At 62.8% G+C, this 26851-nt stretch carries 22 protein-coding genes; 9 read left to right on the top strand and 13 right to left on the bottom strand.

Annotated features, from left to right (window positions below; translation table 11 throughout):
- Positions 1-47: 47 nt before the first annotated feature.
- The 4 genes from C8K66_RS13620 to C8K66_RS13605 all read right to left on the bottom strand — a co-directional run bounded on the left by C8K66_RS13620 (position 48) and on the right by C8K66_RS13605 (position 3735).
- Positions 48-1448 carry an LLM class flavin-dependent oxidoreductase gene (locus C8K66_RS13620; RefSeq protein ID WP_108525085.1) on the bottom strand — a complete coding sequence of 467 codons (1401 nt, stop codon included), beginning with the start codon at positions 1446-1448 and terminating at the stop codon, positions 48-50.
- Positions 1448-1807 (bottom strand): acyl-CoA dehydrogenase, encoded by a 360-nt coding sequence (locus C8K66_RS13615; RefSeq protein WP_046382885.1) that lies wholly within the window; start codon positions 1805-1807, stop codon positions 1448-1450. Before C8K66_RS13615 ends, C8K66_RS13620 begins: the two co-directional genes overlap by 1 nt.
- Positions 1808-1819: 12 nt before the next feature.
- The gene (locus C8K66_RS13610) at positions 1820-3016 is read right to left on the bottom strand and encodes an SfnB family sulfur acquisition oxidoreductase (protein WP_108525083.1); all 1197 of its coding nucleotides are present in this window, start codon (positions 3014-3016) and stop codon (positions 1820-1822) included.
- 155 nt (positions 3017-3171) lie between these two features.
- Positions 3172-3735 (bottom strand): helix-turn-helix domain-containing protein, encoded by a 564-nt coding sequence (locus C8K66_RS13605; RefSeq protein ID WP_017848086.1) that lies wholly within the window; start codon positions 3733-3735, stop codon positions 3172-3174.
- 92 nt (positions 3736-3827) lie between these two features.
- Between C8K66_RS13605 and C8K66_RS13600 the strand changes: the two genes are divergently transcribed.
- The 7 genes from C8K66_RS13600 (at position 3828) to C8K66_RS13570 (ending at position 11008) form a co-directional block, all read left to right on the top strand.
- Positions 3828-4757, top strand: coding sequence for a DMT family transporter (locus tag C8K66_RS13600; protein WP_017848087.1), 930 nt, complete (start codon positions 3828-3830; stop codon positions 4755-4757).
- 211 nt (positions 4758-4968) lie between these two features.
- Complete coding sequence (locus C8K66_RS13595; RefSeq protein ID WP_108525081.1) at positions 4969-7890, top strand: monovalent cation/H+ antiporter subunit A; 2922 nt, start codon at positions 4969-4971, stop codon at positions 7888-7890.
- Positions 7890-8234: a Na+/H+ antiporter subunit C gene (locus C8K66_RS13590; RefSeq protein ID WP_007986256.1), complete on the top strand. Its 345-nt coding sequence runs from the start codon at positions 7890-7892 to the stop codon at positions 8232-8234. Before C8K66_RS13595 ends, C8K66_RS13590 begins: the two co-directional genes overlap by 1 nt.
- Complete coding sequence (locus C8K66_RS13585) at positions 8231-9913, top strand: monovalent cation/H+ antiporter subunit D (RefSeq protein ID WP_046382882.1); 1683 nt, start codon at positions 8231-8233, stop codon at positions 9911-9913. The genes C8K66_RS13590 and C8K66_RS13585 overlap by 4 nt, the downstream gene beginning before the upstream one ends.
- Positions 9910-10398 (top strand): Na+/H+ antiporter subunit E, encoded by a 489-nt coding sequence (locus C8K66_RS13580; RefSeq protein WP_017848090.1) that lies wholly within the window; start codon positions 9910-9912, stop codon positions 10396-10398. The genes C8K66_RS13585 and C8K66_RS13580 overlap by 4 nt, the downstream gene beginning before the upstream one ends.
- Entirely contained in the window at positions 10395-10673 is a 279-nt protein-coding gene (locus C8K66_RS13575; protein WP_017848091.1) for a K+/H+ antiporter subunit F, read from the top strand. Before C8K66_RS13580 ends, C8K66_RS13575 begins: the two co-directional genes overlap by 4 nt.
- On the top strand, positions 10670-11008 hold the full coding sequence (locus C8K66_RS13570) for a Na+/H+ antiporter subunit G (protein ID WP_108525079.1): 339 nt from the start codon (positions 10670-10672) through the stop codon (positions 11006-11008). The genes C8K66_RS13575 and C8K66_RS13570 overlap by 4 nt, the downstream gene beginning before the upstream one ends.
- A 127-nt stretch (positions 11009-11135) precedes the next feature.
- Here C8K66_RS13570 and C8K66_RS13565 read toward each other — a convergent pair whose 3' ends face one another.
- From C8K66_RS13565 to C8K66_RS13555, 3 genes are all read right to left on the bottom strand, one after another.
- Positions 11136-11594: an HIT family protein gene (locus C8K66_RS13565; RefSeq protein WP_026140168.1), complete on the bottom strand. Its 459-nt coding sequence runs from the start codon at positions 11592-11594 to the stop codon at positions 11136-11138.
- 229 nt (positions 11595-11823) lie between these two features.
- A complete protein-coding gene (cysS, locus tag C8K66_RS13560; RefSeq protein ID WP_108525077.1) occupies positions 11824-13212 on the bottom strand; it encodes a cysteine--tRNA ligase in 1389 nt (462 codons plus the stop codon).
- A gap of 14 nt (positions 13213-13226) precedes the next feature.
- On the bottom strand, positions 13227-14924 hold the full coding sequence (locus C8K66_RS13555; RefSeq protein ID WP_017848095.1) for a glutamine--tRNA ligase/YqeY domain fusion protein: 1698 nt from the start codon (positions 14922-14924) through the stop codon (positions 13227-13229).
- 248 nt (positions 14925-15172) lie between these two features.
- Between C8K66_RS13555 and C8K66_RS13550 the strand changes: the two genes are divergently transcribed.
- Together C8K66_RS13550 and lpxH are read left to right on the top strand one after the other, a co-directional pair.
- Positions 15173-15676, top strand: a complete 504-nt coding sequence (locus tag C8K66_RS13550) for a peptidylprolyl isomerase (protein WP_017848096.1) — start codon at positions 15173-15175, stop codon at positions 15674-15676.
- The gene (lpxH, locus tag C8K66_RS13545; protein ID WP_057004440.1) at positions 15673-16422 is read left to right on the top strand and encodes a UDP-2,3-diacylglucosamine diphosphatase; all 750 of its coding nucleotides are present in this window, start codon (positions 15673-15675) and stop codon (positions 16420-16422) included. The genes C8K66_RS13550 and lpxH overlap by 4 nt, the downstream gene beginning before the upstream one ends.
- 162 nt (positions 16423-16584) lie before the next feature.
- On the opposite strand, the gene C8K66_RS13540 is transcribed toward lpxH, so the two are convergent.
- The 6 genes from C8K66_RS13540 to C8K66_RS13515 form a co-directional block, all read right to left on the bottom strand.
- Positions 16585-18114 carry a DHA2 family efflux MFS transporter permease subunit gene (locus tag C8K66_RS13540; protein ID WP_046382879.1) on the bottom strand — a complete coding sequence of 510 codons (1530 nt, stop codon included), beginning with the start codon at positions 18112-18114 and terminating at the stop codon, positions 16585-16587.
- A complete protein-coding gene (locus C8K66_RS13535; protein ID WP_108525075.1) occupies positions 18114-19310 on the bottom strand; it encodes an efflux RND transporter periplasmic adaptor subunit in 1197 nt (398 codons plus the stop codon). Before C8K66_RS13535 ends, C8K66_RS13540 begins: the two co-directional genes overlap by 1 nt.
- Positions 19311-19325: 15 nt before the next feature.
- Positions 19326-20777, bottom strand: coding sequence for an efflux transporter outer membrane subunit (locus C8K66_RS13530; RefSeq protein ID WP_046484984.1), 1452 nt, complete (start codon positions 20775-20777; stop codon positions 19326-19328).
- A complete protein-coding gene (locus tag C8K66_RS13525; RefSeq protein ID WP_108525073.1) occupies positions 20774-21247 on the bottom strand; it encodes a MarR family winged helix-turn-helix transcriptional regulator in 474 nt (157 codons plus the stop codon). Before C8K66_RS13525 ends, C8K66_RS13530 begins: the two co-directional genes overlap by 4 nt.
- Positions 21248-21389: 142 nt before the next feature.
- Positions 21390-25061, bottom strand: coding sequence for a translocation/assembly module TamB domain-containing protein (locus C8K66_RS13520; RefSeq protein ID WP_108525071.1), 3672 nt, complete (start codon positions 25059-25061; stop codon positions 21390-21392).
- On the bottom strand, positions 25061-26788 hold the full coding sequence (locus tag C8K66_RS13515; RefSeq protein WP_017848103.1) for an autotransporter assembly complex family protein: 1728 nt from the start codon (positions 26786-26788) through the stop codon (positions 25061-25063). Before C8K66_RS13515 ends, C8K66_RS13520 begins: the two co-directional genes overlap by 1 nt.
- Between the last annotated feature and the right edge of the window lie 63 nt (positions 26789-26851).

The following is a 26851-nucleotide window of genomic DNA, read 5'->3' as shown; positions in this document are numbered from 1 at the left end:
TGTTGTGAGTTATTCACACCACCCGACGGTCCTTTCACACGGTTGAATCAGGCATGCTCAACAGCCCTATCTTTCTGCACATTCGCTAAGGTTCGATAGCGACTGCCTGGATGGGACACCGGCAACCTCGGGCCTTCACCAAACAACTTCTCGCGCAACGTGCCCTGGGCGTATTCCTTCTTGTACACGCCACGCTTCTGCAACTCCGGCACCAGCAGTTCCACCGCGTCGATAAAGGTTTCGTGGGTCAGCGCATAGGCCAGGTTGAAGCCGTCCACATCGGTGTCTTCCACCCACTCCTGCAACAAGTCCGCGACCGTCTCCGGGCTGCCGACAAACAGCGGGCCAAAGCCGCCGATACCGACCCAGTCGGCCAGTTCCTTGGGCGTCCAGACCTTGCTCGGGTCCGCCGTGGAGAAGGCTTCCACCGCCGACTGAATCGCGTTGGTATGCACATGCTTGAGCGGGTCGTCGGGCTTGAACTGGCTGAAGTCGATGCCAGTCCAGCCGGAGATCAGCGCCATGGCGCCTTCGTAGCTGACGTAGGATTTGTATTCGTCGAACTTGGCCTTGGCCTTCGCGTCGGTCTCGCCGACGATCACCGTCTGCAGGTTGAAGATCAGGATCTTGCGCGGATCACGCCCGGCCTCGGCCGCGCGGCGACGAATGTCGGCGACGGTGTTTTTCAGCAGCGTCTTGGACGGTGCGGCGACAAACACGCACTCGGCCTGCTCGGCAGCGAACTGCTTGCCACGGCTGGACGCGCCCGCCTGGTACAGCAACGGCGTGCGTTGCGGCGACGGCTCGCACAGGTGGATGCCGGGCACCTGGAAGTGTTTGCCGACGTGGCGGATCTCGTGGATCTTGCTCGGGTCACTGAAAATCCGCCGCTCGCGGTCACGCAGCACGGCGCCCTCTTCCCAGCTGCCTTCCCAGAGTTTGTAGCAAACCTCCAGGTATTCCTCGGCGTAGTCGTAGCGCGCATCGTGTTCGGTCTGGGCGTTCTGGCCGAGGTTCTTGGCGCCGCTTTCCAGGTAAGAGGTGACAATGTTCCAGCCGACACGGCCTTTGGTCAGGTGGTCGAGCGTGGAAAGGCGTCGAGCGAACGGATACGGGTGTTCGAAGGACAACGACGCGGTCAGGCCAAAACCCAGGTGTTCGGTGACCAGCGCCATCGGCGCGATCAGCGACAGCGGGTCGTTGACCGGCACTTGAGTGGCCTGGCGGATCGCCGCGTCGCCATTGCCGTTGTACACGTCGTAGATGCCCAGCACATCGGCGATAAACAGGCCGTCGAACTTGCCGCGCTCGAGGATTTTCGCCAGGTCGGTCCAGTACTCCAGGTCCTTGTACTGCCACGAGCGATCACGCGGGTGTGCCCACAGGCCGGGGGATTGGTGGCCGACGCAATTCATGTCGAAGGCATTCAAGCGGATTTCACGGGACATCAAGCAGTCCTCCCGGGGGCGACACCGTTGAGGTGGTAGTTGCCGACAAGCTGGTACTTCCAGCGCAGCGGCTCTTCGAGGGGCGACGGCAACGCGCTGCGCTGGCCGGTCAGTTCGAATTCGGCGGCGCTGGCGAACAGCAAGGCTTCGGCGGCGGCGATCTGCGCTTCGGTGGCGGCGACAGGCGTTGGGTGGGTTTCGGCGTATTCCAGCAAGGCGGCGGCCACCTCCACGCGGATCTGCCAGTCGCCGAAGCGGCTGATTACGTAAGGGTCATCACTTTTTTGCAGCACACGTCGGGTGCTCTCCAGCAATTGGCGAGCCTGGTCGAGCGCGGTGGGTTGGGTCAGTGCATTCATGGGGCAGGCTCCTCAGTTCCAGGCATGGCGTGCGGGTTTGACGCCGTTGAGCACGAAGTTACCGATCAGGTGGTATTTCCAGCGGACCGGGTCGTGCAGGGTGTGGGTGCGCGCGTTGCGCCAGAAGCGGTCGAGGTTGTGCTTGCCGGTCACCGAGCGGGTGCCGCCCAGCTCGAAGAGCTTGCTGCTGGCGAGCAACGCGGTTTCGGCCGACAGCACTTTGGCCTGGGCGACGATCAGCGAGGCGTTGGCGACGGTGTCTTCGTTCGGTTCGGCGAGGGCCTGGTCGACCGCCTTGCCGGCCTTGGCGAGAATCGCTTCGGTGCCGTGTACGCGCCATTCCAGATCACCGATGGCGGCGATGGTGAATGGGTCCTGCCAGCCGTGATCCTGTTGGCTGTCGATCCATGGGCGGGCCTGGCGCGCGAAGACTTTCGCTTGCTCGAGGGCACCCACGGCGATGCCGGTGTCGATCGCGGCCTGGATGATCTGCGAGATCGGGCCGTCAGCGGTCGGTTGGTCGAACGCCAGGTGCGCGGGAATCACCGCGCTCAGCGGCACCGTCACGCCATCGAGGGTCACGCCGCCACTGGCGGTGGTGCGCTGGCCGAAGCCGTCCCAGCTGTCGATGACCGTGAGGCCCGGCGCATCGCGCTCGACGAAGGCAATCAAGGCCTTGCCCTGTTCGTTGGTGCCCACCGCCGGCACGATATGGGCGAACAGCGCGCCGGTGCAGTAGAACTTCTCGCCATTGATCTGCGCATGATCGGCGTGAACGCGAATCTGCGTGTCGAAGGTGCCGGCGTTCTTGCTCTTGGCTTCGGAGAAAGCGTTACCGAAACGGTAGCCGGCCAGGACCTTGCCGAAGTAGTGGAGTTTTTGCTCCTCGCTGCCGGTTTGCAGCAGGATATCCACCACCCCCAGGTGGTTCTGCGGGATCTGCGCCAGGGACGGATCGGCGGCGGCGATCAACTTGATCACCTCTGCCACCGTCACATAGGACACCTCGGCGCCGCCATAGGCCTTGGGGATGGTGATGCCCCACAGGCCGCTGGCGGAAAATTCGTCGAGTTCAGCGACCGGCAGGCGCCGCTCGCGGTCGCGCACGCTGGCCTCGACGGCGAAGTGTTCGGCCAGGCGCGTGGCGACCGCGATGGCTTCGGCGTCTGATCGGATGATATGAGCAGGGTGTTGAGGGTGGGCTGACATGGGCCGACTCCAGAGTCCAAGGGGATACTGGAGTGATTGCAGGAGTCGTGCCCGAAACCAATCTTCAATAAGATCAGTAGGTTGCCGTCATTTTAATGCAAGGGAACCCGCCTGCGATCGAGCAAAGTGTCCATCCGCTGTTGGCGGGTCAACAGTTAGATCACCACATTGCGCACAAAGCGCACCGCCACGTCGCCGTCATTGCGATAGGCGTGGGCCTGGCGGCTGGCGAACATGAAGAACTCACCGGCGCCGACCGGTTTTTCCTGACCATCCAGCACCAATGTCAGGCGGCCTTCGAACACGAACAACTGCACGCTCCAGCCATCCGGGTCCGGCTCGGGGCTGTAGCAATCGCCCGGCTCCAGGCGCATCTCCCACAGCTCGACTTCACGCCGCGCCGTGGCCTTGGCAAGCAATACAGCTTTGCTGCCGGGGATGTCACCGGCCCAGGCCAGTTCGTTGATACGGCTATGGTCAGGTGCATCCGGGGCCTGGATCAGGTCGCTGAAAGCCACATCCAGCGCTTCGGCGACGCGGTCGAGGGTGGACAGGCTGACGTTTTTCTCGCCAGCCTCGATGGCCACCAGCATGCGTCGGCTGACTCCGGACTTTTCCGAGAGCGCGGTCTGGCTCAAGTCGGCGGCATGACGCAGGCGACGAACATTCTGGCTGACATGCTGCAGGACCGAGGCCCGTTGCGGATTTTCTTTGTGCACTATATTGCTCAATGGGTGGGTGTGCGCAGTATACTGCCCAGCGTGCGGCGCATTGTGCGGTCCGCGCCCTTCCCTTGCAAGACTGAGCCGCCATGACCACCCCGAATGCTCCTTCGCGTTTCAACCGCTTCAGCAAAGCCGAATGCATCCTGGTGTTCATCACCATGATCTGGGGCGGCACCTTTTTGCTGGTGCAGCACGCCATGACGGTCAGCGGGCCGATGTTTTTCGTGGGCCTGCGGTTTGCTGCGGCGACGATCGCGGTCGGTTTTTTCTCTTTGCGCACCCTGCGCGACCTGACCCTGTTCGAGTTGAAAGCCGGCGTATTTATCGGCGTGGCGATCATGTTTGGCTACGGGCTGCAGACCATCGGCCTGCAGACGATTCTGAGCAGCCAGTCGGCATTCATTACCGCGCTCTATGTCCCGTTCGTGCCGTTGTTGCAATGGCTGGTGCTGGGTCGTCGGCCAGGGTTGATGCCGAGCATTGGCATCATGCTGGCGTTCGCCGGGTTGATGCTGTTGACCGGCCCGGCCGGTGCTTCGCTGAATTTCAGCCCCGGCGAGATCGCCACGCTGATCGGCGCGGTGGCGATTGCCGCCGAGATCATCCTGATCAGCGCATTTGCCGGGCAAGTGGACGTGCGTCGGGTGACCGTGGTGCAACTGGCCACGGCGTCGTTGTTGTCGTTCCTCATGGTGGTGCCGATGGGCGAGGCGTTGCCGGGGTTCTCCTGGTTGCTGTTGTTCAGCGCGGTGGGCCTGGGCTTGACCAGCGCGGTGATCCAGGTGGCGATGAACTGGGCGCAGCAAAGCGTTTCGCCGACGCGGGCCACATTGATTTATGCCGGGGAACCGGTGTGGGCCGGCGTGGTTGGGCGGATTGCCGGGGAGCGGTTCCCGCCGATTGCCATGGTCGGGGCGGCGTTGATCGTGGCGGCGGTGGTGGTGAGTGAGTTGAAGACGCGCGGGCAGAAGGCGATCGAATTGCAAAATGCGCGGGAACAGGAACAGCAGGGGTAAGGTCCTAGCCCGGGCGGTGGCTGTCAAATCGCCATCCCGGGCACGCCCAGCGTCCACGATCAGGCGCTGGAGCGCGTGGGTGAGGGTTAGCTGAAACAATGCCAAATGGGCGTTTTCAGCCTACCTTGTAGGATCCTGCCACACGTTGCCGTTTGGTGATCAAGAAAGCGGCACGTATGATGCATCCCAAACTCCCGCAGATTAGAAGCCTATGTCCCTGATAGTTCTACTGCTTCTGCCTTTTATCGGCAGCTGTCTGGCGGCCTTGCTGCCGCACAACGCACGTAACACCGAATCCTTGCTGGCCGGCCTCATCGCCCTGATCGGTACTGTTCAAGTCGCCCTGCTCTACCCTCAAATCGCCCACGGCGGGGTGATCCGCGAAGAATTCATGTGGTTGCCCAGCCTGGGCGTGAATTTCGTCTTGCGCATGGACGGCTTCGCCTGGCTGTTCTCGATGCTGGTGCTCGGCATCGGCACGCTGGTGTCGCTGTATGCGCGTTACTACATGTCGCCGGACGATCCGGTGCCGCGCTTCTTTGCGTTTTTCCTGGCATTCATGGGGGCCATGCTCGGCCTGGTGATCTCCGGCAACCTGATCCAGATCGTGTTCTTCTGGGAACTGACCAGCCTGTTCTCGTTCCTGCTGATCGGTTACTGGCACCACCGCGCCGATGCGCGGCGCGGTGCCTACATGGCGTTGATGGTCACCGGCGCGGGCGGTTTGTGCCTGCTGGCCGGCGTGATGCTGCTGGGGCATATCGTCGGCAGCTATGACCTGGACCTGGTCCTCGCGGCGGGCGATCAGATTCGCGCGCACTCGCTGTACCCGGTCATGCTGGCCCTGGTGCTGATCGGCGCGCTGAGCAAAAGCGCGCAGTTCCCGTTCCACTTCTGGCTGCCCCACGCCATGGCGGCACCGACACCGGTGTCGGCCTACCTGCATTCGGCGACGATGGTGAAGGCCGGCGTGTTCCTGCTGGCCCGCCTGTGGCCGTCGCTGTCCGGCAGCGAAGAATGGTTCTGGCTCGTCGGCGGCGCCGGCGCCCTGACCCTCCTGCTCGGCGCTTACTGCGCCATGTTCCAGAACGATCTCAAGGGCCTGCTGGCCTACTCCACCATCAGCCACCTCGGCCTGATCACCCTGCTGCTCGGCCTCAACAGCCCACTGGCCGCTGTCGCCGCGGTGTTCCATATCCTCAACCACGCTACCTTCAAGGCCTCGCTGTTCATGGCGGCCGGCATCATCGACCACGAAAGCGGCACCCGCGATATCCGCAAGCTCAGCGGCCTGGTGCGCCTGATCCCGTTTACCGCGACCCTGGCGATGGTGGCCAGTGCGTCCATGGCCGGCGTGCCGTTGCTCAATGGCTTCCTGTCCAAAGAGATGTTCTTCGCTGAAACCGTATTCATCTCGTCGACCGCCTGGGTGGAAATCGCCCTGCCGGTGATCGCGACCATCGCCGGCACGTTCAGCGTGGCCTACGCGCTGCGTTTCACCGTGGATGTGTTCTTCGGCCCGCCCGCGACGGACCTGCCCCACATCCCGCACGAGCCTCCCCGCTGGATGCGCGCGCCGGTGGAGCTGCTGGTGTTCACCTGCCTGCTGGTGGGGATCTTCCCGGCCCAGGTGGTCGGCTCGATCCTCGCCGCCGCCGCGCTGCCGGTCGTCGGCGGCGTGTTGCCGCAATACAGCCTGGCCATCTGGCACGGCTGGAACGCGCCGATGATCATGAGCCTGGTGGCGATGTGCGGCGGGGTGCTGCTCTATCTGCTGCTGCGCAAGCAACTCAAGCGCGGGCGCTTCAAGTACCCGCCGGTGATCAGCTACTTCAACGGCAAGCGCGGCTTCGAGCGCTGCCTGGTGCTGATGATGCGCGGCGCGCGCAAAATCGAGAAACGCATCAGCACCAAGCGCCTGCAGACGCAGTTGTTCCTGCTGGTGCTGGTCGCCGTGATCGGCGGGCTGATCCCGCTGCTCAACAGCGGCCTCAGTTGGGGCGACCGGCCGAAGATCCCGGGCTCCATCGTGTTCGTCACCCTGTGGCTGCTGGCGATTGCCTGCGCCCTCGGCGCCGCCTGGCAGGCCAAGTACCACCGGCTGGCGGCCCTGACCATGGTCAGCGTGTGCGGCATGATGACCTGCATCACCTTCGTGTGGTTCTCGGCGCCGGACCTGGCGCTGACGCAACTGGTCGTGGAAGTGGTGACCACCGTGCTGATCCTGCTGGGCCTGCGCTGGCTGCCACGGCGGATCGAAGAAGTGTCGCCACTGCCCAGTACGCTGCGCAAGGCACGCATTCGCCGCTTGCGCGACTTCCTGCTGTCCACCGTGGTCGGTGGCGGCATGGCGCTGCTGTCCTACGCGATGCTGACCCGCCAGACGCCTAACGACATTTCCTCGTTCTACTTGAGCCGCGCCCTCCCCGAAGGCGGCGGCAGCAATGTGGTGAACGTGATGCTGGTGGACTTCCGTGGCTTCGACACCCTCGGCGAAATCACCGTGCTCGGCGCCGTGGCGCTGACCGTGTATGCCCTGCTGCGACGCTTCCGCCCCTCCAAGGAAAGCATGCAACTGCCCGCGCAACAGCGCCAACTCGCGCCGGACGTGGCCACCGACCTGATCAACCCGCGCCAGGCCAGCGACACCGCCCTGGGCTACATGATGGTGCCAGCGGTGCTGGTGCGCCTGCTGCTGCCGATTGCGCTGGTGGTGTCGTTCTACCTGTTCATGCGCGGCCACAACCAACCGGGCGGTGGTTTCGTCGCGGGCCTGGTGATGTCGGTGGCGTTTATCCTGCAATACATGGTCGCCGGCACCCAGTGGGTCGAGGCGCAGATGAGTCTGCGGCCGATGCGCTGGATGGGCTTCGGCCTGTTCTCGGCGACCCTGACCGGGCTCGGCGCATTGTTCGCCGGCTACCCGTTCCTCACCACCCACACCTGGCATCTCAGCGTGCCGGTGCTGGGCGACATCCATATCGCCAGCGCCCTGTTCTTCGACGTCGGCGTGTACGCCATGGTCGTCGGCTCGACGCTGCTGATGCTCACCGCCCTCGGTCACCAATCGGTGCGGGCCCATAAACCGAGCAACCAGCCGAAAACCGTTGCCACACCGGAAGGAGCCGCCTGATGGAAGAAGTCATCGCAATTGCCATTGGGGTCCTGGCGGCCTCCGGCGTCTGGTTGATCCTGCGGCCACGGACGTTCCAGGTGGTGATGGGTCTGTGCCTGTTGTCGTATGGGGTCAACCTGTTCATTTTCAGCATGGGCAGCCTGTTTATCGGTAAGGAGCCGATCATCAAGGACGGCGTGCCGCAAGACCTGTTGCACTACACCGACCCGCTGCCCCAGGCGCTGGTGCTGACGGCGATCGTGATCAGCTTCGCCATGACCGCGCTGTTCCTCGTGGTACTGCTGGCGTCGCGGGGCCTGACTGGCACCGACCATGTGGACGGCCGGGAGCCCAAGGAATGACCTGGGTCAATCAACTGATCGTCGCGCCGATCCTGCTGCCGTTGCTGACCGCCGCGCTGATGCTGATGCTCGGCGAGAAGCACCGTCCGCTCAAGGCGCGTATCAACCTGTTCTCGAGCATGCTCGGCCTCGCTATCGCCATCCTGCTGTTGTACTGGACGCAACAAGGCGGCCCCGGTTCGATCGGCGTGTACTTGCCCGGAAACTGGCAAGTGCCGTTCGGCATCGTGCTGGTGGTGGACCAACTGTCGGCGCTGATGCTGGTGCTCACCGGGATCATCGGCGTGAGTGCGCTGCTGTTCGCGATGGCGCGCTGGGACCGTGCGGGCACCAGTTTCCATGCGTTGTTCCAGATCCAGATGATGGGCCTCTACGGCGCCTTTCTCACCGCCGACCTGTTCAACCTGTTCGTGTTCTTCGAGGTGTTGCTGGCGGCCTCCTATGGCTTGATGCTGCACGGTTCCGGCCGGGCGCGGGTGTCGTCGGGGCTGCATTACATCGCGATCAACCTGCTGGCCTCGTCGCTGTTCCTGATTGGCGCGGCGATGATCTATGGCGTCACCGGCACACTGAACTTCGCGGACCTGGCGCTGAAAATCCCGCTGGTGCCAGAGGCCGATCGCGGCCTGTTGCACGCGGGTGCGGCGATCCTCGCCACCGCATTCCTGGCCAAGGCCGGCATGTGGCCGCTGAACTTCTGGCTGGCGCCGGCGTACTCATCGGCCAGCGCGCCGGTGGCAGCGATGTTCGCGATCATGACCAAGGTCGGCGTGTACACCGTGCTGCGCCTGTGGACCCTGCTGTTCTCCGGCCAGGCCGGGGCGTCGGCGCTGTTCGGCGGCGACTGGCTGGTGTACGGCGGCATGGCGACCATCATCTGCGCGGCGCTGGCGATGCTGGCGGCGCAGCGCCTGGAGCGCATGGCCAGTTTGAGCATCCTGGTCTCGGCCGGCATCCTGCTCTCGTCGGTGGGGTTCGCCCAGCCGAGCCTGACAGCCGGAGCACTGTTCTATCTGGTCAGTTCCACACTGGCCTTGAGCGCGCTGTTCCTGTTGGCCGAATTGATCGAACGCTCGCGCTCGGCCAACGACCTGCCGCTGGATGAAGAGATTGATGCGCTGCCCAAAGCCATGGAATCCCTGCATCCGCGCCCCGGCGTCAACCTTGATGACGAACAGAAAGCCGTGGTCGGCCAGGTGATTCCCTGGACCATGGCCTTCCTCGGCTTGAGCTTTGTCGCCTGCGCCCTGCTGATCATCGGCATGCCGCCGCTGTCGGGGTTTATCGGCAAGCTCAGCCTGTTGAGCGCGCTGGTCAATCCGCCGGGCTTGGGCCATGCGCTGGATGAGCCTGTCCGCCCTGCCGCGTGGGGCCTGGTGACGTTGCTGATCCTGTCCGGCCTGGCCTCGCTGATCGCCTTCGCCCGCCTGGGCATCCAGCGCTTCTGGACCCCGGAAGAACGCCCGTCACCGCTGCTGCGCCGTTATGAGTGCGTGCCGATCTTCTTCCTGCTCGGCCTGAGCATCCTGCTGACCTTCAAGGCCGAGCCGCTGATGCGCTACACCCTGGACACCGCCAAGAGCCTGAACAACCCGGAACAGTATGTGATGGCGGTCATGGCCACACGCCCGGTGCCCAGCCCTGAAGCCAAGACCGCGGCGCTGGAGGTGCAGCCATGAAGCGCCTGTTCCCGGCCCCGTGGTTATCGCTGGCGTTGTGGGTGTTGTGGCTGCTGCTCAACTTGTCGATCAGCCCCGGCAACCTGTTACTGGGTGCGCTATTGGGTTTGCTCGCGCCGCTGCTGATGGCGCCGCTGCGCCCGCTGCCGATCCGCATCCGCCGCCCCGGGGTGATCATCCGCCTGTTCTTCCGGGTGGGGCGTGACGTGATCATCTCCAACCTGCAAGTCGCCTGGGGCGTGCTGGTGTGCGGCTCGCGGCCACCGCGTTCGCGCTTTATCAAAATCCCCCTGGACCTGCGCGACGCCAACGGCCTGGCCGTGTTGTCGATGATCACCAGCGTGACCCCCGGCACCGTCTGGTCGGAACTCGCCCTGGACCGCAGCATCCTGCTGCTGCACGTCTTCGACCTGGACGATGAAGCGCAGTTTATCCAGCACTTCAAACACGACTACGAACGGCCCTTGATGGAGATCTTCGAATGAGCGCCCTGCTCTCCAATGCGATCCTGTTCAGCCTGTTCCTGTTCTCGCTGGCCATGGCGCTGACACTGGTCCGCCTGTTCAAAGGCCCATCGGCCCAGGACCGGGTCCTGGCGTTGGACTACCTGTACATCCTGGCGATGCTGATGATGCTGGTGCTGGGCATTCGGTATGCCAGTGATACCTACTTCGAAGCGGCGCTGTTGATTGCGCTGTTTGGCTTTGTCGGGTCATTTGCCCTGGCCAAATTCCTGCTGCGTGGCGAGGTGATCGAATGATGCCGTTATGGGTTGAAGTGTGCGTGGCCGTGTTGCTGGTGCTGAGCAGCGCGTTTGCCCTGATTGGCGCAATCGGGTTGCTGCGCATGAAGGATTTCTTCCAGCGCATGCACCCGCCGGCACTGGCCTCGACGTTGGGTGCGTGGAGCGTGGCGTTGGCGTCGATTATCTACTTTTCGGTGCTCAAGTCCGGGCCGGTGTTGCACGGGTGGTTGATCCCGATTTTGCTGTCGATCACCGTGCCGGTGACGACGCTGCTGCTGGCGCGCACCGCGCTGTTCCGCAAGCGCATGGCCGGTGACGATGTGCCCGCCGAGGTCAGCAGCCGTCGCTGAGTTCTGATGCGACACGGTCAAAAAAATGTGGGAGGGGGCTTGCCCCCGATAGCAGGGTGTCAGTGAATGCAGCTGTCGCTGACACACCGCTATCGGGGGCAAGCCCCCTCCCACATTTGGATCGAGGCTAGGCGAAGGATCGGATGTGTGCCGCCAACTCCGCTAATTCGGCATCATCCGCCCGCACAAAATCGTGGGACGAGATGTACCCCTCGTAGCGATCAAAGAACTTGTCGACCCTGGAACTGATGGGCTTGAAGTCACTGTCCTGTCCGGTCCCATGCATGGGAAACAGCTTCGCATGCAGGTGATCCACCCCGTAGCCTTCCAGAATCATCCCCGTGCGCGCCACATCGGGAAACGCCCGGTCGATCTGCTGCGCAGTTTTCTTCGCCGCCACCACCAGACCTGCCAGCACCTCATCCGACTGGGCGAAGGCGTAGCTTCCGTAGTGCTGCTTGGGGATCACCACGCTGAAACCGGGTGTGTTGGGGAAAATAGACAGGAAGGCCATATGCTGTTCGTCTTCCCACAGAATATGGGCCGGGGAGGTTTTTCGGACAATGCTGCAGAAAATACAATCCATTTGAATCACCGTCAGTTTCATCATGGGCTTGGTCTGGTCGACCATCTAAAGCCAGGATTGGGCGGGCGTCAAAGCAAATGGGCTTTTTCCAGAACGTCGCAGGTTGGCTACCGCTCGAAGCCGTGTTCCGACAGCGTTACGAAGACCGGCCCTTCGCGCATGTTTCGCTGAACCCAAAATGAAAAACGCCCCGAACCAGTCGGGGCGTTTTTCATTCAGCGTTTACTGATCAAGCCTGATCAGCCAAGCGCCACGTCGTCCCACCCTTGCCGTCTTCCAACACCACACCCATCGCGGTCAGTTGGTCACGGATCCGGTCGGACTCCGCCCAGTCCTTGTTGGCCCGCGCCGTCAAGCGCGCCTGGATCAGCGCGTCCACTTCAGCCGCATCCACACGCCCTTCGGCGCCGGCTTGCAGGAAGTCATCGGCTTCCATCTGCAACACGCCCAGCACGCTGGCCAGTTCTTTCAGGCGTGCAGCCAGACCGGCCGCTGCGTCGAGATCGCTCTCACGCAGGCGGTTGATCTCGCGCACCATCTCGAACAGCACCGCGCAGGCTTCCGGTGTGCCGAAGTCGTCGTTCATCACTTCGGTGAACCGGGCCACGAACGCTTCGCCGCCGGCCGGGGCCACGGAGGGCAGGCCTTTCAACGCGTGGTAGAAACGCTCCAGGGCGCCTTTGGCGTCCTTGAGGTTGTCTTCCGAATAGTTGATCGCGCTGCGGTAGTGGCTGGACACCAGCAGGTAGCGGACCACCTCCGGGTGGTACTTTTCCAGCACGTCGCGGATGGTGAAGAAGTTGTTCAAGGACTTGGACATCTTCTCGCCATTGATGCGGATCATGCCGCAGTGCATCCAGGCGTTGGCGTAGGTCTTGCCGGTGGCGGCTTCGCTTTGGGCGATTTCGTTTTCGTGGTGCGGGAACTCGAGGTCGCTGCCGCCGCCATGAATGTCGAAGGTCTCGCCCAGGCAGCAGGTGGACATCACCGAGCATTCGATGTGCCAGCCCGGACGCCCGGCGCCCCAAGGCGATTCCCAGCTTGGCTCGCCGGGCTTGGTGCCTTTCCACAGCACGAAGTCGAGCGGGTCTTGCTTGGCTTCGTCGACTTCGATGCGCGCGCCGATGCGCAGGTCTTCGATTTTCTTGCGCGACAGCTTGCCGTAGCCCATGAACTTGGCGACGCGGTAGTACACGTCGCCATTGCCTGGAGCGTAGGCGTAGCCCTTGTCGATCAAGGTCTGGATCATCGCGTGCATGCCCGGGATATGGTCCGTGGCACGCGGTTCCATGTCCGGCTTAAGGATGTTGAGGCGCGCCTCGTCCTCGTGCATAGCGGCGATCATGCGCGCGGTCAGGGCGTCGAACGGCTCGCCGTTTTCCTTGGCGCGGTTGATGATCTTGTCGTCGATGTCGGTGATGTTGCGCACATAGGTCAAGTCGTAGCCGCTGAAACGCAACCAGCGGGTCACCAGGTCAAAGGCGACCATGCTGCGGCCGTGGCCGATGTGGCAGTAGTCGTACACGGTCATGCCGCACACGTACATGCGTACCTTGTTGCCATCCAGCGGCTTGAAGACTTCTTTGCTCTTGCTGAGCGTGTTGTAGATCGTTAGCACGACGGTTCCTTAAATCACTGGCCCCACGAATCACGCAAGGTCACGGTACGGTTGAATACCGGATGGCCAGGTTTCGAGTCCTTGATATCCGCGCAGAAGTAGCCTTCGCGCTCGAACTGGAAACGGTCTTCCGGCTGTGCATTGCCAAGGGATGGCTCGGCACGACAACCCGTGAGTACTTGCAGGGAGTTCGGATTGATGTTGTCGAGGAAGCTCGCGCTGTCTTCGGCTTTCTCAGGGTTCGGCGAACGGAACAGACGGTCGTACAGACGCACTTCGCACTCGACGCTGGCGGCGGCCGGCACCCAGTGGATCACGCCCTTGACCTTGCGGCCTTCAGGGTTCTTGCCCAGGGTTTCTGGATCATACGAGCAGCGCAGTTCGACGATGTTGCCCGCGGCGTCCTTGATCGCTTCGTCGGCGCGGATCACGTAGCTGCCGCGCAGGCGCACTTCGCCGGTAGGTTCCAGGCGCTTGTAGCCTTTTGGCGGCTCTTCCATGAAGTCGTCACGGTCGATGTAGATTTCACGGGCGAACGGCAGTGCGCGCACGCCCATGTCTTCTTTCGGGTGGCGTGGCAGTTCGAGGTTCTCGACCTGGCCTTCCGGGTAGTTGGTGATCACGACTTTCAGCGGGCGCAGCACGCACATGGCGCGCGGGGCGCTGTGGTCGAGGTCGTCACGGATGCTGAATTCGAGCATGCCGAAGTCGACCACGCCGTCGGAACGGTTGGTGCCGACCATTTCGCAGAAGTTGCGGATGGACTTGGGCGTGTAGCCGCGACGGCGGAAGCCCGACAGCGTCGACATGCGCGGGTCGTCCCAGCCGTTGACGTGCTGTTCATCCACCAGTTGCTTGAGCTTGCGCTTGCTGGTGATGGTGTAGTTCAGGTTCAGGCGGCTGAATTCGTACTGGCGCGGGTGTGCCGGAACCGGCAGGTGCTCCAGGAACCATTCGTACAGCGGACGGTGACTTTCGAACTCCAGGGTGCAGATGGAGTGGGTGATGCCTTCGATGGCGTCCGACTGACCGTGGGTGAAGTCGTAGTTCGGGTAGATGCACCACTTGTCACCGGTCTGGTGGTGATGGGCATGGCGGATGCGGTACATGATCGGGTCGCGCAGGTTCATGTTCGGCGAGGCCATGTCGATCTTGGCACGCAGTACACGGGCACCGTCTGCGAACTCACCGGCGCGCATGCGGGCGAACCAGTCCAGGTTCTCTTCCACCGAACGGTCGCGGAACGGGCTGTTCTTGCCCGGTTCGGTCAGCGTGCCACGGTATTCCTTGGCCTGTTCAGGGGTGAGGTCGTCGACGTAGGCCTTGCCGGCCTTGATCAGCACGATGGCCCAGTCGAACAACTGGTCGAAATACTTGGACGCATAGCGCACTTCACCGGACCATTCGAAGCCCAGCCACTTGATGTCGCTTTCGATGGCGTCGATGTATTCCTGGTCTTCCTTGGCCGGGTTGGTATCGTCGAAACGCAGGTGCGTGACGCCACCGAACTCCTGGGCCAGACCGAAGTTCACACAGATCGACTTGGCGTGACCGATGTGCAGGTAGCCGTTGGGCTCCGGCGGAAAGCGCGTGACGATCTGCGTGTGCTTGCCCGAATCCAGGTCCGCCTGGATGATCGGGCGCAGGAAATTGACCGTGGCGGCAGGACCGGCCTTGGCGTTCGAGGTAGGGTCGACAGTGGGCTTGCTCATATTATCCTTGAACAGACGAGTACGTGGCCTTGGGCAGGCCAGATAAAACAAAGGGCTTATCATAGCCGAAGCGGTCAACCGCCTGACAGGGTGCGGCCAAAAACTGCTGCTTTAATTGCCCGGGCGGTAAAAAACCACCTCGAAATTCCCGCAGGGCACGCTAAACTGCGCGTCTTGGCCAACGTTTAGCCAAACAGGTCAGGCGCACAGCGCCCGAACCCACGAATTCCCTGAAAAGAGTAGTACACATGACTCAAGTCAAACTGACCACCAACCACGGTGACATCGTCATCGAGCTGAACGCCGAGAAAGCGCCGATCACCGTCGCCAACTTCATTGAATACGTGAAAGCCGGCCACTACGAAAACACCGTTTTCCACCGTGTCATCGGCAACTTCATGGTCCAGGGCGGCGGTTTCGAGCCTGGCATGAAAGAAAAGAAAGACAAGCGCCCAAGCATCCAGAACGAAGCGGACAACGGCCTTTCCAACGACAAATACACCGTCGCCATGGCCCGTACCATGGAGCCGCATTCGGCCTCCGCGCAGTTCTTCATCAACGTCGCCGACAACGCCTTCCTCAACCACAGCGGCAAGAACGTGCAGGGCTGGGGCTACGCGGTGTTCGGTAAAGTCACCGAAGGCACTGACGTCGTCGACAAGATCAAAGGCGTTGCCACCACCAGCAAAGCCGGCCACCAAGACGTGCCAGCAGACGACGTGATCATCGAGAAAGCCGAGATCATTGAGTGATATTGCTGATTTCAGACTTGCATCTGGAAGAGGAACGCCCGGACATTACCCGGGCGTTTCTGGATTTACTCCACGGCCGCGCCCGTGGCGCCCAGGCGTTGTACATCCTCGGGGACTTCTTTGAAGCCTGGGTTGGCGACGATGGGATCACCCCTTTCCAGCGCTCGATTTGCGCGGCCCTGCGCGAACTGAGCGACAGCGGCACCGCGATTTTCATCATGCACGGCAACCGCGACTTCCTGATCGGCAAGACGTTCTGCAAAGCCGCAGGCGCCAAGCTGCTCAAGGACCCGAGCGTCGTGCAACTCGCCGGCGAGCCCGTGCTGCTGATGCACGGCGACAGCCTCTGCACCCGCGACGTCGGCTATATGAAGCTGCGGCGCATCCTGCGCAACCCGATTGTGCTGTTTATCCTGCGTCACCTGCCCTTGCGCACCCGCCACAAACTGGCGCGCAAGCTGCGCAACGAAAGCCGGGCGCAGACGCGGATGAAAGCCAACGACATTGTCGACGTCACCCCCGAGGAAGTGCCGCGGGTGATGCAGCAGTTCGGTGTGCGTACCCTGGTCCACGGCCATACGCACCGCCCCGCCATTCATAAGTTGCAGATCGGCGATCAGGCGGCCAAGCGTATTGTGCTGGGGGATTGGGACAAGCAAGGCTGGGCATTGCAGGTGGATGAGCAAGGGTTTCAGCTGGCGGCGTTTGACTTCGTCAATCCGCAACTGGCACTGCCCGGCGCCTGATCAACTGTGGGAGGGGGCTTGCCCCCGATGGCAGTGGGTCAGCTTCAAATAGGCTGACTGATACACCGCTATCGGGGGCAAGCCCCCTCCCACAGTTGATTGCATTCCAACCCTGGTTGATTGCATTTCAGCCCTGGCTGATTGCATTCCAGCCTTGGCTGATCAGTGCCCTGATGCAGCCGGTCCCGCCTTCGCGGTAAACGGCGGTTTGGCCAGCCACACCAGCAGCATCAAGCCCATGAACATCCACCCCAGCAACGTGAAGTAATCCACGGTGGACATCATGTACGCCTGGCTGGTGAGGATCTGGTCGAGTTGGGCGTAGGCCTTTTGCCCCGCGCCGCCCAACGCATTCAACGCATCGCGGGTCGCCGCGTCGTAGGTGGTCATGTTCTCGCTCATGTACGCATGGTGCTGGTCGGCGCGGCGAATCCAGATCCAGGTGGTCAGCGAGGCCGCGAAGCTGCCGCCCAGGGTCCGCAGGAACGTCGCCAGGCCGGCGCCGTCGGCGATCTGGTGCGGCGGCAGGTCGGACATCAGGATGCTCAAGGTCGGCATGAAGAACAGCGCCACGCCGATGCCCATGAACAGCTGCACCAGGGCGATGTGCTGGAAGTCCACCTCATTGGTGAAGCTGGCGCGCATGAAGCAGCTCAAGCCAATCGCCAGGAACGCCAGGCCCGCCAGGACGCGCAGGTCGAATCGGTGCGCGTACTTGCCGACAAACGGCGACATCAGCACCGGCAGAATACCGATCGGCGCCACGGCCAGGCCGGCCCAGGTCGCGGTGTAGCCCATCTGGGTTTGCAGCCACTGCGGCAGGATCAGGTTGATGCCGAAGAAGCCCGCGTAGCCGAGGACCAGCACGATGGTGCCGATGCGGAAGTTGCGGTAGGCAAACAGCCGCAGGTTGACCACTGGGTGTTTGTCGGTCATCTCCCAGATGATGAACACCGCCAGGGCAATCACCGAAATCGCCGCCCCCACGATGATGAAGTTGGATTCGAACCAGTCCAGGTCGTTGCCCTTGTCGAGGATGATCTGCAACGCGCCGACCCCGACGATCAAGCTCAACAACCCCACATAGTCCATCGGCTGGTAGCTGGTGACCACCGGGCGTTTCTTCAACTGCGAACGCACCACCATCACCGCAAAGATGCCGATGGGCACGTTGATGAAGAAGATCCACGGCCAGCTGTAGCTGTCGGTGATCCAGCCGCCGAGGATGGGACCGGCAATCGGCGCCACCACCGTGACCATCGCCAGCAGTGCCAGGGCCATGCCGCGCCTCGCCGGCGGGTAGACCGCGATCAGCAACGTCTGGGTCATCGGGTACAACGGCCCCGCCACCAGGCCTTGCAACACCCGAAAGCCGATCAGCTCGGGCATCGACGTGGAAATACCGCAGAGAAACGAGGCCAGCACAAACAGCACGGTGGCCCAGAGAAACAGCTTCACCTCGCCGAAGCGCCGGCTCAACCAGCCGGTCAGCGGCAGGGCAATGGCGTTGCTCACCGCAAACGAGGTGATCACCCAGGTGCCCTGCTCCGAACTCACGCCAAGGTTGCCGGAAATGGTCGGCAACGCCACGTTGGCGATCGTGGTATCGAGCACCTGCATGAAGGTCGCCAGCGACAGGCCAATCGTGGCCATCACCAAGCTGGGTGGCGAGAAAGACGCGTTATGGCTCATCAGCGTTGCACAGCCTTGGGCGCGGCGAGGCTGTTGTCATGAATCAACTGGGTGATCATGGCATCGGCTTCGGCCAACTGGCGGTCATACACGTTGGTGGTGAACGAGGCCTTTTGGGGTGCCTGTTGCGCCAGTACCGGGCCGCTGCGGTCGTGCAGGTCGACGTTGACCACCGTGCTCAAGCCCACCCGCAGGGGGTGTTTGGCCAGTTCTTCGGCATTGACGTGGATGCGTACCGGCACCCGTTGCACGATCTTGATCCAGTTGCCGGTGGCGTTCTGCGCAGGCAGCAAGGCAAACGCGCTGCCGGTGCCGGCGCCGAGGCTGTCGATGGTGCCGCTGAACTTCACATCGCTGCCGTAAATGTCTGCTTCGATGTCCACCGGTTGGCCGATACGCATATTGCGCAGTTGGGTTTCCTTGAAGTTGGCGTCGATCCACAACTGGTTCAGCGGGATCACCGCCATCAACGCCGTCCCCGGCTGCACGCGCTGACCCAGTTGCACGGTGCGCTTGGCCACATAGCCGGTGACGGGGGCGATCAGGGTGCTGCGCGCATTAGCCAGGTAGGCCTGGCGCAGTTGCGCGGCGGCGGCTTGCACGTCCGGATGGGACGAGATCACCGTGTCGTCGACCAGGGCGTTGCTGCTTTTGAGCTGCTGCTCAAGGTTGGTCAGGGCATTCTTGGCCGCGGTCAGGCTGTCGCGGGCGTGGGACAGTTCTTCCTGGGAAATCGCCCCGCCCTGGGCCAGGGTCTTACGCCGGTTGTAGTTGTCCTGGGCAGTTTGCACGTCGGCTTTCTGCGCATTGACCTGGGCTTTCATGCCGTCGACGTTGCTGTACAAGCCCCGCACCTGGCGCACGGTGCGGGCCAGGTTGGCCTGCGCACTTTGCAGGCCGACCGCCGCGTCGTTGGGGTCGAAGTTGATCAGCACCTGGCCTTCGTGGACCAGGTCGCCATCGTCGGCGCCGATGCTGACCACGGTGCCGGTGACCAGCGGGGTGATTTCCACCACGTTGCCGTTCACGTAGGCGTCGTCGGTGCTTTCATTGAAGCGACCGTAGAGTTCATACCAGCCCCACACGCCGACCACGCCGAGGATGACGATCAGCACCAGGCCGACCAGCATGACTTTGCGTTTGCGCGGGTTGTTATCGGGCGTTCCCGTTGCGTTGTTGCTTTCGGCAGTGGCCATGTCAGTTACCTCAAATTATTCCGTGCGTGTAGCTGGGGTGGTCGATGCCACATTTGCGGCGTCGTAGCCGCCACCCAGGGCTTGCATCAATTGGATCGACAGATCGATTTGCGCGGCGTTCAAGGTCGCCAGCTGACGCTGGGCCTGCAGCAATTGCTGCTCGATGCTGAGCACGTCCAGGTAGTTGCCGATCCCGGAGCTGTAACGCTGCATCGCGGTGTCGTAGGACTGCTGGGCAATGTCCGCGGCGTGTTGCTGGGCCTGGATTTGCCGACCGGTTTCGCGCAGTTGTGAAAGGCTGTTGCCGATATCGCCGAGGGCTTGCACCAGGGTTTTGTTGTACTGGGCCACGGCCAGGTCATAGTCGGCATCGCGCGCATCGAGGTTGGCGCGCAGGCGGCCGCCATCGAAAATCGGCAGCGAAATCGTCGGCGCAATGTTGAAGAAGCGGCTGGCCGAACCGAACATCGCATCCCCCAGCAACGACTCCGCCCCGGCGCTCGCGCTCAGGTTGAGGTTGGGGTAGAAGCTGGCCTTGCCGGCGGCGATGTTCTTGCTCGCCGCTTCCACCCGCCAACGTGCGGCGATCAGGTCCGGGCGCCGGCCCAGCAGTTCGGCGGGCAGCACCGAGGGCACAGCGACGGCGCTAGGCTTGAGCACCGCCGGGCGCGCCAGTTCGTTGCCGCGGTCCGGGCCTTTGCCGAGCAATACCGCCAGGGCGATTTTCGCGCTCTGCAGTTGTTTTTCCGCATCGATCAGTTGCGACTGGGAGCTGGCTTCCAGGCTTTCGGTCTGCTGGTACTGGTACCGGCTGTCGATGCCCGAGTTCAGGCGGCGCTGGCTCAGGCTGAGCATTTGCCGGGTGCGCTTGAGGTCGTCATTGGCCAGGTCCCGCACGATATGCGCCTGGCCCAGGTCGCTGTAGGCCTTGGCCACATCGGCCGCCAGGGTCAGGCGCGCGGCCTGCTGGTCGACTTCGGCGGCGCGGGCCTGGCCCAACGCGGCTTCCCAGGCAGCACGCTGGCCGCCCCAGAGGTCGAAGTTGTAGTTGAAGCTGGCGCCGATGTTTCGCACCGTCGAGTAGGCATCGCCCTGCCCCAGCGGGTCCTTGTCCCTGGCCAGGCGCGAACGGCTCACACCGGCGCTGGCGTCCAGGGTCGGCAGGCGTGCGGCGTTGGCGGCATAGGCGGCGGCTTCGGCCTGGTGGGCACGGGCGCTGGCCACTTGCATGTCGGGACTGTTTTGCAGGGCTTCCTGGATCAAACCGTCGAGCTGCGGATCGCCGAGGCTTTTCCACCAGTCGGCGCTGGGCCAGGCGGCGCTCGACAGGGTCACGCCGGTCAACGACTTACCGGTCTGCAGGGTGTTCGCGTCGAGGCGTTGGCCCTGGGTGTCGAGGCCGCTGAAATTGGCGCAACCGGCCATGCTCATGGCCGCCAGCACCAGGCAAAGGGCACGTGTGTTCATGCTTTACCTACCCGCTGCAGGGTGATCGGATCACCGGCAGCTATCAGCATTTTCATGAGGATCTTTTCCAGGATTTGCAATTCACCCGGCTCCAGTGCGCTGGCCAACTGGTTCAACGCCTCGGCGCCGATGTACGGCAGCCTGTCCGCCAGGCGCTGGCCGTCATCGGTCAACACCAGTTGCACTTGGCGACGGTCCAGCGCCGAACGCTTGCGATCAAGCAGGCCTTTTTGCTCCAGGCGATCGAGCATGCGGGTCATCGAACCGCTGTCCAGGGACAGGTGGCGGCACAGCTCCGCCGGGGTGTCGACACCGAACTGCGCCATGATGATCAACACCTTGAACTGCGCGGCGGTGATGCCGTGCGGTTCCATATGGATGTCGATGATTTTGTCTTTAAGGATCGCCGCACGGCCCAGCAACAGCCCGAGGCGGCAGTTGTGGAAGTTGTCCGGGGTGAAGTGTTTCATCGGAAGTCACCTTATTACTGCCTAGGCAGCGAATGTGTGACGAGATATTACTGCTTAGGCAGCTAATGTCAAATGAAATGATTAGCTTGCTTGGTATATGCGAGCGCAGGCACCCGCTCCCACTTTTTTACCGAGTCCGGCGCTAGAAATCGCGCTTGTAGAAAATATCCAACGAACTGGCCACCCCACTGGCCACTTCCAGGTACACCTTCTTGCTCAACAGGTAACGCAAGGCAATGGTGCTGGCCGGCTCGAACACCCCGACCCCATAACGCAGGCTGAGCTTCTCCGAGATCTTGCCGCTGGCGACCACGGCGGTGTTGGTGCCGCTGCCTTGGGTGTCGAGCTCGAAATCCTGGATGCCGAGGTCCTTGGCAATGTCCGAGGTCACGCCGGCACTGCCCATCAAGCCCAGGCCCAGGGCGGCTTGAGCGAGCATATTGTTGTCTTCACCGGTGGTGCTCAGCGGACGGCCGAGCACCAGGTAGGACAGCGCCTGCTCCTGGCTCATGGCCGGCTCGGAGAAGATCTGCGTAGTGGGCTGTTCGGCGCTGCCGCTCAGGCGGATACCAGCGACGACATCGCCGGTCTTGCGGATCGCTTCGATATCCAGATAAGGCTGGTCGAGCGGCCCGGCGAACAGCAAACGCGCACGGCGCACATCCAGCTTCTGGCCGTAGGCACGGTAGCGGCCGTCGTTGAGCCACAGCTCGCCGCGGGTGTCCAGGTTGTCGCCGATATGCACATGCCCCTGCACCTTGGCGGTGAGGCCGAAGCCCGAGAAGTTGAGCTGGTCTTCACCCACCGCCACGTCGATATCCATTGCCATTGCCATCGGCGGCTTGCCCTCTTCGGTCTGGCTGCCGACGATCACCGTGTCATCGGAGACCTTGACCGTCGACGGCGGCAGTTCGCGCACGGTGATGTCACCCCGCGGGATCTGCACCTTGCCGGCGATCGCGAGCTTGTCGTTCTTCAGGCTGATCTTCAGGTCGGGCGCGACTTCCAGCACCGCGTAAGGTTCGACGGTGACCGGCAGATGCGAGCCTTGCAGGCTGAGGTCAACCGCCAGAGCGCGCCCCCAGTCGATGTGGCCCTTGAGGCTGCCCTGCCCGGCCTTGCCGCTGTGCCAGCGGCCATCGAGTTGCACGCTTTCGCCAGCAATCAGCGCCTGTACGTTCAAGCCTTCGAGGCTGATGGGCAGTTCCGCCCCGGAAATCTCGCCGCCCACCAGGTTCATGCTGCCGTTGACCAGCGGCGCCAGCAGGCCACCGGAGATGCGGCCATTGCCGTTGAGCTTGCCGTTGAGTTTTTCCACCATCGGCACAAACGGCCGCGCCACGGTGAGGTCCAGACCGGTGAGGCTGAAAGTACCGGTGATCGGCTTGTTTTTCGCCAGCGGGTTGATCTGTGCCTGCAACCGCAACTCACCGAGCTTGCCGCCCTGGAAGTTGAGCTGGGTGTCGATGCGCTTGGGGTTGAGGGTGGCGTCCAATTGCAGCGTGTCGTAGGGGAAATCCAGCCACTGGTGCTTGTCCTTGACGCGCAACGTGCCGCCACTGGCATCCACTGCGATCACGCCTTTGGGGCCGCTGGCCGGCAGGTCGAGCTGTACGTCGGCGTTGAGCGTGCCCTGCCAGGCGAAGTCCTTGGGCAACCAGGCCGCCAGGCTATCGATGGGGAATTGCTTGAGGTGGTAACGCAGCTTCGGTTCAGGCATCAGGCGCTGATCTTCAGCACACAGGCTGGCCGGGCCCGCGACCCAGCAGTGGGCGGCGAAGGTCAGCCTGCCATCGGCCAGGCGCTCGATTTTCGCCGGGGCCTGCAGCTTCCAGTCCTGGCCGCCGGCCTGCACGTCACCGCTGGCCAGGCGTCCGCGCCAGTTGCCTTGGTCGAGGTTGCCATCCAGGGCCAGGGCCAGCTTGACCAGTGGGCCGGCCAGATCCAACTGGACCTTCTGTTGCCTGACATCGCCCTGGGCGCTGGCTGTCAGGGTGCCGACTTGGGTGTCGCCGCTTTGGATGCCGCTGCCCTTGAGGTCGATCTTTGCGCGCTGGGCGTTATCGAGCGTGGCGTCGAGGCTCAGGCTTTGCAGGCGATTGTCGGCAAACGCCAGTTGCTGGCCCTTGAGGTCGAGTTTGCCTTGAGGCGCTTTGAGGCTACCGGCCACATCGAGTCGGCCATTGACCTGCCCGCGTAACTGCGGCCACAGCTGGGCCAGCCGCGTCAGTTTGATATCGATCTGCCCGGCCAGGCGTTGTTGCAGGCTGCCGCTGCCGTTGATGCGGTTGTCGCCCAGGCGGATATCCAGGTTGGCCAGGGTCCATTGCTCACCCGCGCCTTCGGCCTTGGCGGCCAATACGGCGGGCTGCCCGCGCAGACGGCCCTTGAGGCCGAGGTCGGCGCTCAGTTTGAGCTGCTGGTTCTTGAACTCGCCTTTGCTGCGCAGCGGTCCGGCCAGCGTGCCCGGCAACTCCGCGACCCAATACGCCGGGTTCAGCGCCGACAGGTCGAGCGCCGTGTCCCAGGCGATGCCATCGGCAAACTGCAGGTTGAGGTGGCCTTCGGCCTTGCCTTGGCCAGCGGTCAGTTTCAGCTCGGGCAGGAACACTTGTTTGAGGTCGCCGCTGAACGGCGTGACCACATTGAATTTGCCCGCGGGGCCATCGAGGTCGGCCTTGAGGTTGCCGAGGTAGTTGCCGTCTTTATAGAAAATTTCACCATTGAAGGTGCGCAAGGTGACTTGCGGCTCGTCAATCAAGGGGTAGAGGCGATGCCAGGGAAAGTCCAGCCAATCGATTTTCGCATCGGCTTGAAAGCCCTGCTGCCAGTCCAGCTGTGCCGTGAGTTTCAAGCTTTGTTTGTCACCGGCACTCAGATCCAGGCCGGCGATCTGCGCGCCCTTGGCATCGACCTTACCTTGCAGCAGTAAGTCCACCGGGCCCTTTTCTGCGGGCAGTACGGCTTTGCCGAGCAATTGGTAACCGCTGTCCAGGTCGCCTTTGGCGGTGAGGTCAAGTTGATTGAGTTGCAGGGTGTCAGGCAAATCGGCGCTGGGTTTGAAGGCGTCGGCGGTGATGTGCAGCTGTGCCGGCAGGTTTTCCACCAGCGGCTGCAACTCGCCGCTGAGCTTGGCCGGCAGGTAGCCGCTGCTGTCGGCGTCGAGCTTGAGGGTCTTGAGCAGGTCGCCATCGGCCCTGAACGCCACCGTCCACGGCGCGCCGCCGGGGGCGTAAGGCAGGCTCAGGTTGCCGCTGGCGGTCAACGGCCAGTCACCGCTGGGTTGGAGTAGCCCGGACAGGTCCAGCACCAGATCATCGCGTTGCAGATGCACGGAATCGATCTGCAGGCCCGCGGCGGTCCAATGCGCCGCCAGTTGCATACCCTTGAGTTCCTCACTGCCGTTAAACAGCAGGCTGCCGACGCGAACGTCGCCCAACTGGAGCGCAACCGGCAACTTCAGCGCCGGCAGCTGGATCGGCCCGCTGCTCGGCTCCGTGCTCGGCGCAAATTGCAGGCTGACTTGATCCACCGCCAACCGGTCAATGCACAGCGTCAGGCGCAGCAGGCAGGCCGGCGACCAGTCGAACGTCGGCGCGTTGAGCTCGACACGGTCACTGCCCTGCTGCCACAGCAGATGCTCGGCACTCCATTGGCCGCCCAAACGGCCCTGGAAATTATCCACGCTCAAGCCCGGCACCTGGCCCAACGCCCAACGGCTGCCCGCCTGGGTTCCGAGTACGGTCCACAGCGCCAGCAACACCATGGCCAGGAGGGCAACGGCAGCCAGCCCGGCTATTTTCAAACCACGCATCACAGCTCAGGCCCCATGGAAAAGTGCAAACGGATACCGCCCGGGTCTTCCAGGGCATGGGCCAGGTCAAGGCGAATCGGCCCGACGGGCGACACCCAGCGCAGGCCGACGCCCACGCCGGTTTTCAGGCTTGGCATTTCCAGGGTGTTGAAGGAGTTGCCCTGGTCGATAAAGGTCGCGATCCGCCATTTTTCGGCGATGGAGTATTGATACTCGGCGCTCAAGGCCACCATGTAGCGGCCACCGATGCGGTCGCCACGGTCGTTCTCCGGCGACAGGGTCTGGTACTCGTAACCACGCACGCTCTGGTCGCCACCGGCAAAGAAACGCAGCGACGGCGGCACCGACTTGTAGCCGTTGGTGGCGCTGCCGCCGATCTGCGCCCGCGCGAGGAAGCGGTGCTTGTCCCACACGGTGGTCAGGCCTTTGACCATGGCCGTGCCGTAAAGCAGGTTGGTGTCGGAGCCGAAGCCTTCCTTGGCCAGCTTGGTGTCGAATTGCAGGCGATAGCCGTGGTGGGGATCGATGCGGTTGTCGCTGCGCAAATAGGAATAGCTGAGCCCCGGCATCAACAGGTTGCTCAGGCCCGAGTCATCGCCCAGGCGATATTCTTCACGCTGCCACTTGAGGGAGACCACCCGGGTCCAGCCGCTGGGCAACTTGCTGTGCCATTCCGGGCCGAGGGTGAGCAATTTACTCAGGGTGTCGGTGTTGGCCAGTTCTTCATTCTGGTAGCCGCCGGCAAAACGCAGTTTGTCGGTAAGCGGTGGGTCGAGCGGGATGTCGTACCACAGGCCGACGTTCTGCCGTGGCGCCGACAATTCGGCTTCCCAGCCATAACTGTGGCCCTGCGGATTGACCCAGTGGCGCGTCCAGTTGGCTTTGCCGCGCGGGCCGACGTCGGTGGAAAAGCCGAGGCCCAGGCCCATGGTGCGTGGCTTGCGGGTTTCCAGTTGCACTGCGACCGGGATCACATCGTTGGCCGACGCAGCCGGCGCGGCGTCCACCCGCACGCCTTCGAAAAAGCCGCTGGCTTGCAGGTTCTGGTTCAACTCGGCAATCAGTTCGGAATCGTAGGGCGCGCCGTTTTTGAACGGCACCATGCGTTGCAACAGTTCTTCATCGAACGGCGTATCGCCAGCAAAATTGACCTTGCCCAAGGTGTAGCGCGGGCCGCTGTCATACACCAGTTCGATATCGGCGACGCCCGCCTTGGGGTCGACCGACAGGGTCTGGCGGGTAAAGCGCCCATTGAAAAAGCCGTAGCGCGAGGCCTGGTTCTGGATCAGACGCTTGGCGTCTTCGTAATGGCCGTGGTTGAGCACGGCACCGGATTCAAGGTCGCGGCTGGCAGGCACACGAAAGGCTTTGAGGGCGGCGGCCGGGCCGTCGACCCGAATGGTCACGTCGCGCAAATGCACCGGTTCGCCGGGCTCGATGGTCAGGGTCAGGCGCGGGTTCTTGCCGCCCTGCACATCACTGCTGATCTGCGGCTGATAGAAGCCCAAGGCCTGGGCCGCTTTGCGCGCCTGCTCTTCGGCGCCACGGCTGAAGCGCAGCAACGCTTCTTCATCGCGATCGCCTACCCCGCCGATGTAGCCTTCGATGTTGGCTTTCAACGCGTCGTTTGAGGGTTTGACTCGCACGTCCAGTTCGCTTTGCGCCAAAGCGCCGCAGCTTGTGAACAGCAGAATCAAGCCGCTGGTGAATCTTCCTGGAAACTTCATAGGCGCGGATGCTACACGAGCTGGAGAGACTCTTTGAACTCAGATTTATCTGAAAATCCTGAC

The organism is Pseudomonas sp. GV105 (assembly GCF_003058185.1).
Taxonomy (GTDB): Bacteria; Pseudomonadota; Gammaproteobacteria; order Pseudomonadales; family Pseudomonadaceae; genus Aquipseudomonas; species Aquipseudomonas veronii.
The sequence above is the reverse complement of the archived record's forward strand: the minus strand, read 5'-3'. Positions and strand labels throughout refer to the sequence as shown.